This window comes from Halomonas sp. KHS3, assembly GCF_000830495.1.
GTDB lineage: Bacteria > Pseudomonadota > Gammaproteobacteria > Pseudomonadales > Halomonadaceae > Vreelandella > Vreelandella titanicae.
In genome coordinates, this window is record NZ_JWHY01000009.1 from 71493 (window position 1) to 84871 (window position 13379).

8 protein-coding genes are annotated in these 13379 nt (G+C 58.2%); 3 read left to right on the forward strand and 5 right to left on the reverse strand.

The window, feature by feature from the left end; genetic code table 11:
* Positions 1-16: 16 nt before the first annotated feature.
* The 3 genes from RO22_RS18575 to RO22_RS18585 form a co-directional block, all read right to left on the reverse strand.
* Positions 17-1267 (reverse strand): sarcosine oxidase subunit beta family protein, encoded by a 1251-nt coding sequence (locus RO22_RS18575; RefSeq protein WP_027958314.1) that lies wholly within the window; start codon positions 1265-1267, stop codon positions 17-19.
* Between the two features lie 47 nt (positions 1268-1314).
* On the reverse strand, positions 1315-2628 hold the full coding sequence (glyA, locus tag RO22_RS18580) for a serine hydroxymethyltransferase (protein ID WP_041159041.1): 1314 nt from the start codon (positions 2626-2628) through the stop codon (positions 1315-1317).
* Positions 2629-2913: 285 nt separating this feature from the next.
* Positions 2914-4020 (reverse strand): hybrid-cluster NAD(P)-dependent oxidoreductase, encoded by a 1107-nt coding sequence (locus tag RO22_RS18585; RefSeq protein WP_027958316.1) that lies wholly within the window; start codon positions 4018-4020, stop codon positions 2914-2916.
* A gap of 363 nt (positions 4021-4383) precedes the next feature.
* Between RO22_RS18585 and RO22_RS18590 the strand changes: the two genes are divergently transcribed.
* From RO22_RS18590 to RO22_RS18600, 3 genes are all read left to right on the forward strand, one after another.
* Positions 4384-5670 (forward strand): aromatic ring-hydroxylating oxygenase subunit alpha, encoded by a 1287-nt coding sequence (locus RO22_RS18590; RefSeq protein WP_041159042.1) that lies wholly within the window; start codon positions 4384-4386, stop codon positions 5668-5670.
* A gap of 133 nt (positions 5671-5803) precedes the next feature.
* Positions 5804-6442, forward strand: a complete 639-nt coding sequence (locus RO22_RS18595) for a TetR/AcrR family transcriptional regulator (RefSeq protein WP_027958318.1) — start codon at positions 5804-5806, stop codon at positions 6440-6442.
* Positions 6443-6599: 157 nt separating this feature from the next.
* Positions 6600-8651 carry an NADH:flavin oxidoreductase gene (locus RO22_RS18600; RefSeq protein ID WP_041159043.1) on the forward strand — a complete coding sequence of 684 codons (2052 nt, stop codon included), beginning with the start codon at positions 6600-6602 and terminating at the stop codon, positions 8649-8651.
* A gap of 20 nt (positions 8652-8671) precedes the next feature.
* Here RO22_RS18600 and fdhF read toward each other — a convergent pair whose 3' ends face one another.
* Together fdhF and RO22_RS18610 are read right to left on the reverse strand one after the other, a co-directional pair.
* Positions 8672-11533 carry a formate dehydrogenase subunit alpha gene (gene fdhF, locus RO22_RS18605; RefSeq protein ID WP_235270531.1) on the reverse strand — a complete coding sequence of 954 codons (2862 nt, stop codon included), beginning with the start codon at positions 11531-11533 and terminating at the stop codon, positions 8672-8674.
* Between the two features lie 10 nt (positions 11534-11543).
* Complete coding sequence (locus RO22_RS18610) at positions 11544-13262, reverse strand: NADH-ubiquinone oxidoreductase-F iron-sulfur binding region domain-containing protein (RefSeq protein WP_041159044.1); 1719 nt, start codon at positions 13260-13262, stop codon at positions 11544-11546.
* Positions 13263-13379 lie beyond the last annotated feature (117 nt).

Consider the following 13379-nt stretch of genomic DNA (forward strand, 5'->3'; position numbering starts at 1 on the left):
TCCTCTCGTATGAACCCTAGTGGGCCACGCCGGCAGCGCCGTGTTCGTCGATCAGCGCACCGCTATGGAAGCGGAACATGGAGAACGGCTCGGCGATGGGGTGCATTTCCCCCTTGGCCAGGCTGGCAGCGAATACATGCCCCGACCCTGGTGTGGCTTTGAAGCCGCCGGTACCCCAGCCGCAGTTGAAGTACAGACCCTTCACCGGCGTTTTAGAGATAATCGGACAGGCATCCGGGCAAGTATCGACGATACCGCCCCACTGACGGTTCATGCGTACCCGAGAGAAGATCGGGAACATTTCAACGATCGCCTGGAGCGTGTGCTCCACGGTGGGATAACTGCCGCGTTGACCATAGCCGTTATAGCCGTCGATGCCCGCGCCGATCACCAGGTCGCCCTTGTCGGACTGGCTGATGTAGCCATGCACCTGGTTCGACATCACCACCGTATCGAGAATAGGTTTGATCGGTTCAGAGACTAAGGCTTGCAGCGGATGGGACTCCAACGGCAAGTTAAAGCCGCCCATTTTGGCCAGCACGGAGGAGTTACCGGCAGTCACACAACCGACGGTTTTGGCTTCAATATCGCCACGGTTGGTGTGTACACCGTAGATCTGGCCATCACGAATCTTGAAGCCGGTGACTTCGGTCTGCTGCAGAATATCCACTCCATGGGCATCGGCACCGCGGGCATAGCCCCAGGCCACGGCATCGTGGCGAGCCACGCCTGCACGCGGTTGCCAGGAAGCCCCCATCACCGGATAGCGAGCGCTCGCAGAGCAGTCCATGATCGGCACCAGCTCCTGCACCCCTTTGGCGTCTAATACTTCGCCGTCAATGCCATTCAGCCGATTAGCATTAACCCGGCGCTGTATATCGCGCATGTCCTGCAGGGTATGCCCCAGGTTGAGCACCCCCCGCTGGGAGAACATGACGTTGTAGTTAAGGTCTTGGGAAAGCCCTTCCCACAGTTTCATGGCGTGTTCGTAAAGCGCAGCGGATTCGTCCCATAAGTAGTTGGAACGCACGATGGTGGTATTACGGGCGGTATTACCACCGCCCAGCCAGCCTTTCTCAATCACCGCCACGTTCTTGACGCCGAACTCTTTCGCCAAATAGTAGGCCGTGGCCAAGCCGTGACCGCCACCACCAACGATGATTACATCGTACTGCTTCTTGGGTGTGGGGTTGCGCCACTGGCGCTCCCAGTTCTCGTGGTGGCTCAGCGCGTGCTTGACCAGGCCGAAGCCGGAATAGCGTTGCATAGTGGTCTCCTCAGTTCAGCCGCGCCGGGCCCTGCCGGCAAGCCGATTCAAGCAATGGATTCGACGGCTTCAGCGGCGGACTCAGCGTAGACAGGATGCTGGGCACACACGTCGGTCACTTTGGACTGCACCTCGGCTTCAATGGAAGCCGTATCTTTGCCTGCAGCCAATTCGTCTAAGATGTCGCAGATCCATCCAGCCAGCTCGCTACACTCCTCGGCATCGAAGCCGCGCGTGGTGACCGCAGGGGTTCCAATACGCAGTCCAGACGTCACAAAGGGGCTTTGCGGGTCGTTGGGCACCGTGTTTTTATTCACCGTGATATGTGCGCGACCAAGTGCAGCATCCGCATCTTTACCGGTAATGCCTTGGCGGATAAGCGAGACCAAAAAGAGGTGGTCGTCGGTGCCGCCGGACACTACGTCGTAGCCACGCTCCATAAACACCTTGGCCATGGCCTGGGCGTTATCGATCACCTGCTGCTGGTAGCGCACAAACTCCTGGTTCATGGCTTCCTTAAACGCCACCGCCTTAGCGGCAATCACATGCATCAGCGGGCCGCCCTGCTGCCCCGGAAATACCGCCCCATTGAGCTTCTTGTACAGAGCCTCGTCGCCATGAGCGGAGAGAATCAAGCCACCGCGTGGGCCGCGCAGCGTTTTATGGGTGGTGGTGGTGACCACATGAGCGTAAGGGAGCGGGCTGGGATAGAGACCAGCGGCTACCAGGCCAGCGACATGGGCCATATCGACCATCAACCAAGCGCCTACCTCATCGGCAATGGCGCGAAAACGCCGCCAATCCACCACGCGAGAATAAGCGGAGAAGCCCGCGATGATCATCTTCGGTTGGTGCTCGCGAGCCAAGCGCTCGACTTCTTCGTAGTCGATCTCGCCGGTTTCTGGCTTGAGGCCATACTGCACGGCGTTGTAGTGCTTACCCGAGAAATTGGGGGCGGCACCATGGGTTAAGTGACCGCCGTGTGCCAGGCTCATCCCTAATACCGTATCGCCCGGCGATACCAGGGCCATAAACACAGCGGCATTGGCCTGGGCCCCGGAGTGCGGCTGCACATTGGCATAATTGGCACTAAAAAGGTGGCAGGCTCGCTCAATGGCCAAGGCTTCAACCTTGTCAACGAACTCACAACCACCGTAGTAACGGCGACCTGGATAGCCTTCTGCATACTTGTTGGTCAGCTGTGTACCTTGCGCTTCCATGACAAGTTTGCTGGTATAATTTTCGGAGGCGATTAATTCAATATGCGCTTCTTGGCGAACCGTTTCTTCAGCAATTGCTTCAGCAAGCAACGTGTCGTAACTGGCCAAACGTGCATTAGGGGAAAAATTATTTTGAAGCATTACCGCCTCCTCATTAGTCACTTTTTTATTAAGTGCTGGACATACTCTTTAATGCTGATAAACCCCGGCCGCTTTCAACCAAAGTCCCTATCAACGCGTTCTTACCGCGATACTATCGTTGGAGTCCGGGCCCAAGATGCTTGCCGACGTCACCACGCGATGTATTTGCGACATCGGCAAGATTTAGCCAATAACACGGCTGACGCCGCCAAAAAAGCAAAGCGCCCTAGACGGGAAGTAACCGTTTAGGGCGCTTAAAACTAGGCAGCAAGGTGCTTGCCGGGGCTAAAAATCGACGATTAAATCCCCCTTCGGCCGACTGCAGCACGACAGGATATAGCCTTCTTCGACATCCTCATCGGTAATGCCGCCGTTATGCTCCATTTCCACTTCTCCCGACTTGAGCTCCACTCGGCAAGTACCGCAAATCCCCATGCCACAAGCTTTGGGGATATGCAGACCCAGCTTGGCCGCCGCCGCATGAACCGTCTCCCCCGGCTGAATACGCACACTTTTCCCTGAAGAGGCAAACTCGATACTAAACAAGTCGCTGGTGTCGACATTTTCGGCGTCGACCTCTGCCTGTTCGGCCAGCTCAAGGACATCTTCACGTACCTCAACCGGCGTAGCGCCAAACGACTCCTCATGGTAGTGATCCATGTTGAAGTTGTTGGCACGAAGAATATTTTTGATGGCGTTCATGTAAGGGGTCGGGCCGCAGCAGAATATCTCCCGCTCCATAAAGTCCGGCACAATGAGTTCGAACAGCGGCTGGGTAAGGTAGCCACGGTAGCCGGCCCAGGCCTCGCCGATATCCTCTTTGTTCTCGCAAATAATATGCAGCTTGAACTCGGGAATACGCGAAAACATATGCACCAGCTCGCGGTGATAAATCACATCACGGGGGGCTCTAGCGCTGTGTATGAACTCAACGTCAACAGCGGCGTTGGTATCAAAAAGCCAGCGTGTCATGGACATCAAAGGGGTAATGCCCACACCGCCCGAGAGAAACAGCACTTTTTCGGCAGGGAAATCGATAGAGTTAAAATTACCTACCGGCCCGTGCACCACCAGCTCGTCGCCCACCTTCAGATTGGCGTGTAGCCAATTAGATACTTTACCGCCCGGCACTTGTTTAACGGTGATAGAAAAGCTGTAAGGGATGGAGGGGGAGCTGGAAATCGTATAGGAGCGCATAATCGGCTGATTATCAATCTCAAGCTCGAGGGTCACGAACTGACCGGGCTTGAAGAAGAACAGTACGGGCTGCTCGGCCATGAAGCAGAATGTGCGCACATCCTGGGTTTCTTGAATCACCTTGACGCAACGCACCTGGTGGCGGCCGTTGGTCCAGGTTTGGGTCGTGACCGGATTGAAAAAATTAGTTGTCATTGTCGCCTCTGCCTGACCAGCCTTCATCACCATGCATCGCCGAACCGTATCTGCGATACGGTCAGCACCTTTGAGCTGCATTTTGGGGACGCGCCTGCCGACCGACTTACCTGACAGCGACTCGCACTTACCTCGTGCCACTCTTTATCGTTTAGAAACCTCTTTTTTCGTCGCCACTACGCCATCTAATGTCGCGGGCAGACAATTGGCAGGCCAGCGCCTGCAACACAATCGGAGCCTGACGTCAGGCCACATTTGAATCAAACGCCAGGTTACGCAACAGAACAACAAGATACGCAATCTTGACTATCGGCCGATTCGCAGCCCTTGAGGGGGGAGCGGAGGTTTACGAGGATACTGGTAATGGAAAAAAATGTTTCTAATCGGATGGATGATCCACTCGCTGCAGCTCGTGACTCAACGGTTCAGATGCTGCAAGAAAGAGGACGTACCTTTTCGCTTCCACAGCCGTTTTACAACGATGCCCGCCTGTTCGCGCTTGATATGCAGGAGGTCTTCGAAAAGGAATGGCTGTTTGCCGGCATGACATGCGAGATCCCTACCAAGGGCAACTTCATGACATTGGATATTGGTAATAATCCCATCGTCATCGTGCGCGGCAGTGAAGGCGCTATTCATGCGTTTCACAATGTTTGCCGCCACCGCGGTTCGCGCCTTTGTGTAAAGGATAAGGGTAAAGTTGCAAAACTCGTCTGTCCGTATCACCAGTGGACCTATGAACTTGATGGCCGCTTGTTGTTTGCCGGTAGCGATATGGGCACTAACTTCAATCTCGATCAATTTGGCCTCAAACCGGTCAACGTGCATACAGCCGGAGGCTTCATCTTTATCAACCTGAGCGATGAACCGCCTGCGATTGATGATTTTCTGCAAACGCTTGAGCATTACCTTGAGCCGTACCAAATGGACAACGTCAAGGTTGCCGTCGAGTCCAGTATCGTCGAGCAAGCCAACTGGAAGCTCGTCATCGAAAACAACCGCGAGTGCTATCACTGCAACGGCGCTCATCCTGAGCTGCTGAACTCATTGCAAGAGTTTGATGACACCGAGGATCCGCGTGCAACGCCTGCCTATAAGGAACTGGTGGCATGCAAACAAGCAGATTGGGATGAGGAACAAGTTCCCTATCAGTTGAAGCGCCTTGGCAAACGCAATCGACTGACCCGCACGCCGCTGCTGGATGGCATTGTCTCCATGACAATGGACGGTAAACCCGGCTGCAAGAAACTAATGGGCCGATTAACAAGCCCTGATATGGGCTCACTGCGCATTCTGCATCTGCCCAATTCATGGAATCACTTCATGGGCGATCACGCGGTGGTATTTCGCGTGCTACCGCTTGGCCCGCAGCAAACCGTGGTGACCACTAAGTGGCTGGTTCATAAAGATGCCGTAGAGGGCGTTGATTACGACCCCGACCAACTACGTCGGGTGTGGGATGCGACCAACGACAAGGATCGCCAACTCGCCGAAGAGAACCAGCGTGGCATTAACTCCAAGGCTTACCAACCCGGCCCTTACTCCGAGACCTATGAGTTCGGCGTTATCGACTTTATCGACTGGTACGCCGCCCGGATGCTTGAGAACCTAGGATATGATGCGCCGACGTTACACTTAGCCCAAGGTTAAAACTTGAAGGACCAAGGCAGCGACGTTTACCGTCACTAGGACTTAGCCAGAGTAGCTGACAACGTGTACACATAAGAGACACCTGTGTACACTTTGCCACACTATTCCTAGACTATTCTTAGAGACCTGCTCAATGCCATCCACCGATATTCCCGCTGCCAAGGGTTCTCAAGACGTCTGGCTTGATGCGGCGTTTGAGCTGCTACTGGAATCGGGCGTCGATAGCGTGCGCATTCTTTCCCTGGCCAAGCGACTAAAGCTTTCTCGAACCAGTTTCTACTGGTTCTTCAAGGATCGCGAGGCACTGCTGGAGGCACTGATCGCACGCTGGCGTGAAAAGAATACCCAAGGGCTAGTGCATCAAACCGAAGCCTATGCCGAGAATATCGTCGAGGCGATGCTCAATGTCTTCGACTGCTGGCTGGATCCTAAACTGTTCGACTCCCCGCTAGAGTTCGCCATGCGCAGTTGGGCGCTACAGTCAGCGTCAGTAGTGAGTGAAATCGATGCAGCTGATGCCACCCGTATCGAAGCACTGGCGCGAATGTTCCAGCGCTACGGCTATGATCCGCTGGCGGCCAACGTTCGTGGCCGCACCATCTATCTAACCCAGATCGGCTATATCTCGATGAAGACCCAGGAACCGCTCGAGGTGCGCATGCAGCGCATCCCCGCCTATGTCGAAATCTTCACCGGCCAGCCGCCTGGATCCAGGGAATTGCAGCGCTTCCATGCCCGCCATGGATATTATTCTCCAACCGGTACTTACTAGCCCACAGCAAGCCTGATCGGCTAACACCACCTACCTCCCAGCCGTACCAGCGGTTAAACATGCTCGCCTCGAAATGTACATCATTGAACATTTAATTGACAACTATGAACATTAGCACCTAGATTTATTAAATACACAATAAAATAGAGCGCTACCCATGGTTAACGATCCGCTGCTGCAGCCCTTCCAGCTCAAACATCTCACCCTGAAAAACAGGCTTATGATGACAGCCCATGAGCCCGCTTATCCTGAGGATGGGATGCCCAAGGCACTCTACCGTGCCTACCACGTCGAGCGCGCCAAGGCAGGCCTTGGCCTGACCATGACTGCCGGATCCGCGGCGGTAGCCAAGGACAGCCCTCCAGTGTTCAACAACATCCTCGCCTATAAGGATGAAGTGGTGCCCTGGATGCGTGAGCTGACCGACGCCTGTCACGAGCACGGCACCGCAGTGATGATCCAACTCACCCACTTGGGCCGGCGCACCCGTTGGGATAAGGGCGACTGGCTGCCAGCGGTGTCGCCTTCTCATCGTCGCGAGGCGTCCCACCGCGCCTTTCCCAAGCAAGTAGAGGATTGGGATATCGAGCGCCTAATCCGCGACTACGCCGATGCCGCCGAGCGTATGCACGCCGCCGGTCTCGATGGCATCGAGCTACAGGCCTATGGTCACCTGATGGATCAGTTCTGGTCGCCGCTGACCAATACCCTTGAGGAACCTTATGGCGGCGATCTCGATAACCGACTACGTTTCACCTTCGACGTGCTGCGCGCTATTCGCCAGCGGGTGGGTGAAGCGTTTATCGTAGGCGTGCGCTACACCGGCGACGAGATGCTGCCGGGCGGGCTGACCTCCGGCGATGGGATGGAGATATCGCGACGCTTGAAGAGTAGCGGCCTGATCGACTTCCTCAACGTGGTTCGCGGCCACATCGACACCGATGCAGGGCTCACCGACGTGATTCCCATCCAGGGCATGCCCAGCGCCCCGCACCTGGATTTTGCCGGCGAAATACGTCGCGAGATTGACTTCCCCACCTTCCATGGCGCCAAAATCCAGGATGTCGCCACTGCCCGTTATGCCATCGCCTCAGGCAAGGTCGACATGATCGGCATGACCCGTGCCCACATGGCCGACCCGCACATCGTGCGCAAGATCGCCGAAGGGCGGGAGGAAGAGATCCGCCCCTGCGTTGGTGCCAACTACTGCCTTGATCGCATCTATCAAGGCGGTGCCGCCTACTGCATCCATAACGCCGCCACCGGGCGCGAAACCACCATGCCCCACACCATTCCCAAGGCGGCACAGCAACGGCGAGTCGTGATTATCGGCGCAGGGCCAGCAGGGTTGGAAGCCGCTCGTGTTGCCGGTGAGCGTGGCCATTCGGTGGTGGTGTTCGAAGCCGCCAGCGATGCTGGAGGGCAGATACGTCTTACGGCGCAGAGTGAGCGGCGTCGCGAGATGCTGGGCATCATCGATTGGCGCCTGGCGCGCTGTGAGGCACTCGGCGTCGAGATCCGCTACAACGTCTGGGCCGAAGCCGAGGAAGTGTTCGCCGAAAAGCCGGATGTGGTGATCGTGGCCACCGGCGGCTACCCCATGGAAGACCAGCCCGCAGTCGGCAGCGACTTAGTCGTCAATACCTGGGACATACTCTCCGGGCACGTGCCGCCGGGCAAACGGGTATTGCTGTTCGACGATGCAGGCGACCACGCAGCCCTGCAGGCGGCTGAGATCATTGCCGCCGCGGGGACCGAGCTCGAGATTATGACGCCGGATCGCACCTTCTCCGCAGAGATCATGGCCATGAACCTAGTGCCCTACATGCGTTCCCTGCAGCGTGCCAACGTCACCTTCACGCCGACTTACCGGCTGAAGTCCGTGCAGCGCGACGGCAGTGAACTGCTCGCCGAAATCACCAGCGATTATGCTATTCATGGCCAGCAGGATAGTGGGCATGAGCGGCGTATCGACCAAGTGGTGGTCAACTACGGCATCACACCGCTGGCCGATATCTATTTCGAGCTAAAACCGCACGCCAGCAACCGCGGCGAAGTGAATTACGATGACCTGATCGTGGGCGCCCCCCAGACCGTGACTAGCAACCCGGATGGCCGCTTCCAGCTGTTCCGGATCGGCGATGCCGTCGAGTCCCGGAACACCCACGCGGCCATCTACGACGCGCTCAGGTTGGTCAAAGACCTTTAATACAAGCGCCGATCCACTATCTATATAGCTCCACCATCAGCGGGCAACTTTCCGGCAGAGGCAAGGCTGCAGGCCGCATATTTGAACTCCGGAATCTTGCCATAGGGATCCAGCGCTGGATTAGTCAATAGATTCGCTGCTGCTTCCCCGTAACAAAAGGGTACGAAGACCATACCCTCTGGCATACCCGGATCCGTCCTCACTTTGAGGGTGATGGCTCCTCGCCGGGTGGTGATCGTCAGATCATCGCCTGGCGCCATCCCAAGCCGGATAAGCTCAGCGGGCGCCAAGCTCGCCACGGCTTCCGGCTCCAGATCATCGAGCACTTTGGCACGGCGGGTCATGGAACCCGTATGCCAGTGCTCTAATTGGCGCCCGGTAGTCAGCACCGTTGGGTAGTCGTTATCTACCGGCTCATCCGGTGGCAGTGGCCGCGTGGGTGCGAATTTCGCCCGGCCGCTGGCGGTGGGGAAGGCATCGCTGAAGACTACGTCTTGCCCCGGCGCGTCCTCTGCTGGGCAGGGATAGGTCACCGACTGCTCGCGCTCCAGACGCTCCCAGGAGATATGGTCGAGTGAGGGCATGCCGCGTTTCATTTCGGCGAAGACGTCCCGCGGGTGCTGGTAATCCCAACCCAGTCCAAAGCGTTTGGCAATCTCCTGAATGATCCACCAGTCCGGCTTTGCCTGGCCCGGCAGCGGCAGCGCCACACGCCCCATTTGCACCTGGCGATTGGTGTTGGTAACGGTACCATTCTTCTCAGGCCAGGCGGAGGCCGGCAGGATGACATCAGCGAACTGGGCGGTCTCGGTGACAAACAGATCCTGTACCACCAGATGTTCCAGCTTGGCCAGGGCGGCCCGGGCATGGGCCAGATCCGGGTCGGACATCGCCGGGTTTTCGCCCTGGATATACATGCCGCGAATGGTGCCCGCGGTGATAGCGTCCATAATTTCCACCACGGTGAGACCCGGCGTGGGATCCAGTTTGGTATTCCACAGTTCTTCGAACGCCGCACGAACCTGATCATCATTGACCGGCTGGTAGTCGGGCATGACCATGGGAATCAGCCCGGCATCAGAAGCCCCCTGAACGTTGTTCTGCCCCCGCAAAGGATGCAGGCCGGTGCCAGGGCGACCGGTCTGGCCGCAGGCCAACGCCAGCGAAATCAGGCACCGGGCGTTATCGGTACCGTGGGTGTGCTGGGAAATGCCCATGCCCCAGAAAATCATTGCCCGTTCGGCGTTGGCATAGAGCCTGGCCACCTCGCGAATGGTCTCGGGCTCAACGCCGCACAACCCGCTCATCGCTTCGGGGGTCATGTCGACGGTATGAATTTTCAGGGCCTCGAAGCCCTCGGTATGCTCGGCGATATAAGCCGTATCATAAAGTTCTTCGCTGATGACCACATTCAGCATGGCATTAAACAGGGCCACGTCGGCGCCCGGTGAAAAGCGCACGCTCAGGTGGGCGTAGGCATCCAGCGACTGACCACGGGGGTCGATTATCACTATCTTGGTACCGCGCTTGGCGGCCTGTTTAAAGAAGGTAGCCGCCACCGGGTGGTTCACCGCAGGATTACAGCCGGTAAGAATCACCACGTCGGCCTGGCTGGCCTGCATAAAGGAGGCGGTTACCGAGCCTGAGCCAATACACTCCATGAGTGCCGCCACGGAGCTTGCGTGGCACAAGCGGGTACAGTGATCCACATGGTTGGAGCCAAAGCCGGTACGCACCAACTTCTGGAACAGCCACGCCTCTTCGTTGGAACACTTGGCGCTGCCGAACCCCGCCAGGGCATCAGGGCCATGGGCCGCTTTAAGGTTCACAAGCCCGCCGGCGGCAGCCTCCAGGGCTTCATCCCAGCTCGCCTCGCGGAAATGCGTCAGAGGTTTGGCGGGGTCGAAGTCCGGGTCGATTCTCTTTGCGACACCCTCGCGACGAATCAGCGGGGTAACAAGCCGGGATGGATGGCGCGGATAGTCATAGCCGAAGCGCCCTTTAACACATAGCCGGTTCTCGTTAGAGGGGCCGTCGCGCCCCTCCACATAAAGGATCTCATCGTCCTTGATATGGTAGGTGAGCTGGCAACCCACCCCGCAGTAGGGGCATACCGAGTCGACCTTACGGTCGGCGACGGCAGAATCGCCGTGGCCCGCCTGATCGACCAGGGTAGCGGGCATCAGGGCGCCGGTGGGGCAGGCCTGAACGCACTCGCCACAGGCCACGCAGGTGCTATCCCCCATAGGGTCGTCGAAATCAAACACGATCTTGGACGCCGCCCCCCGGTGAGCCAGTCCGATCACGTCGTTAACCTGTACTTCGCGACAGGCACGCACACACAGGTTGCACTCGATGCAGGCGTCAAGATTGACGCGCATGGCGGAGTGGCTGCTGTCCTGCGCCAAACTATCCGTCCGGGAAGCCACATGATGCACGGTGGGCATCTCGCGCTCTTCGCGCCTGGGCAGCTTACGGCGCACCGCCGTGGCATCAATGGCCAACTGGTCAGCCATGGCCCAGAAATGGCTTGAGCTGTCGGGGCTCTCTTCCCGCTCAGGCTGGTCGACCAGCAGCATCTCCATGACCATCTTGCGGGCGGTATGCGCCCTTTCGGAGTTGGCGCTTTTGACCACCATGCCAGGGGCTGCCTCACGGAGACAGCTGGCGGCCAGGGTGCGCTCGCCCTCGATTTCCACCATACAGGCGCGGCAGTTGCCGTCGGCGCGGTAACCGCTTGTGTCCTTAAAACAGAGATGGGGAATGGTTTCGCCGGCACGCTTGGCCACCTGCCAGAGGCTTTCACCGGGGGTTGCACTCACCTCAACGCCATCCAGCGTCAGGGTAAAGCTTTTGCCTGGGTTTTGTTCGCTCATGCTCATGTTCATCCCCCTACCCCTTGACGATTACGTTCTGGGCGGCCAGCTCGCCGCGGAAATCCTTGAGCAGCCCCAGCACCGGATTAGGTGCCGCTTGGCCGAGCCCGCAAATAGAGGCATCTATCATCACCTGGGAGAGCTGCGTCATCAGCCCGGCGTCCCACTCGTTGCGCTCAAGCAGGGTGAGCATTTTTTCCGTGCCCACCCGGCAGGGTGTGCACTGGCCACAGGACTCATCGGCAAAGAAGGCCAGCAGATTGGTCGCGACCCCGCGCAGATCGTCCTGATCGGAGAGTACGATTACCGCAGCGGAACCGATAAAACAGCCGTGCTCCTGAAGGGTGTCGAAGTCGAGGGGAATATTGGCCTTGGCAGCGGGCAGAATCCCGCCGGAGGCGCCGCCGGGCAGGTAGGCCGCCAAGCGGTGGCTGTCGGCCATGCCGCCGCAATACTCGTCAACCAATTCGTTGAGCGTGATACCTGCGGGCGCTAAATACACACCAGGACGCTTGACCCGGCCTGAAACCGAGAAACTGCGCAGCCCCACGCGGCCGTGGCGACCCTGGCTGGAGAAAGCCTCAGCGCCGCGCTGCCAGATCATGGGAATCCAGTAGACGGTCTCGACGTTATTGACCAGCGTCGGCCGATCAAAGAGCCCCTTCTGAGCCACAAACGGCGGGCGGTGCCTGGGTTTGCCCGGCTTGCCTTCCAAAGATTCGATCATCGCCGACTCTTCGCCGCAGATATAGGCGCCCGCGCCGCGGCGCAGCACAATGTAACCCGGCGCCACCAGACCAGCGGCCTCCAGTTCGCCAATGGCCTCGCGCAGTACGCCATGTAACGCCGGGTACTCATCGCGCAAATAGATATACAGCGCCTCGGCCTCTACCGCCCAGGCGCTGACCAAGGCACCTTCAAGAAACTGGTGCGGCGAATTTTCCAAGTAATAGCGATCCTTGAAGGTACCGGGCTCTCCTTCGTCGGCATTAATAGCGCAGTAACGGGGCCCAGCCTCCTGGCGCACGAAAGTCCACTTTTTGAAGGTAGGGAACCCCGCGCCACCCAGGCCGCGCAGATTGGCCTGCTGCATCGCCTCCATGAGCGTTTCCACCGTGACTTCGCCGCTGTGGCAGGCCTGGAGCAGCGCGAAACCGCCCTCGTGGCGATAACCGTCCAGCCGCTGCCACTCGATGGGATCAGGGTGAAAGTGGCCCTTTTCGATCACCGACGCGATACGCGCCTGGGTGGCGAACAGCACATGATGATGGCCTACTTCGGCTACCGGCGCTGCGTCGCATCGCCCCATGCAGGGGGCCCTCAGCACCCGCACCTGCTCGATATCCACGTTTGCCTCCAGCTGTGCCTTAAGCGCCTCGGCACCGGCTAGCTGGCAGGTTAGGGAGTCGCAAACGCGAATAGTCACTGCCGGCGGCGGCAACTGATCGTCGTGGATGACGTCAAAGTGAGCATAGAAAGTGGCCGTCTCGTAGACGGTCGCCATGGCCAAGTTCATGTAAGCCGCCAGGGCACGCAAATCCGCCAGCAGTAGATGGCCCCGGGTGTCCTGAATGTTGTGTAAATGTTCAATGAGTAGGTCGCGGCGGCGCAGCGTGGCGTTCTGTCGTTCGTCGCCCAGCAGTTCACGCAACCCCTCAAGAAGACTGGGATCGAGATCACGGCCGCGGGGCTTGCCGCGGAAGCGGCGCTTGGGGGTCACGGTCTGGACGGTCATGGGGTACTCATTATTATCTTGATCGGTTTTATACCGGATGAACAAAAACGGCACCCCTCGGGGCGCCGTCTAGGGTCGCACTAACCTGCCCTCAGGCAGGGATTAGGTCTTGTTGCT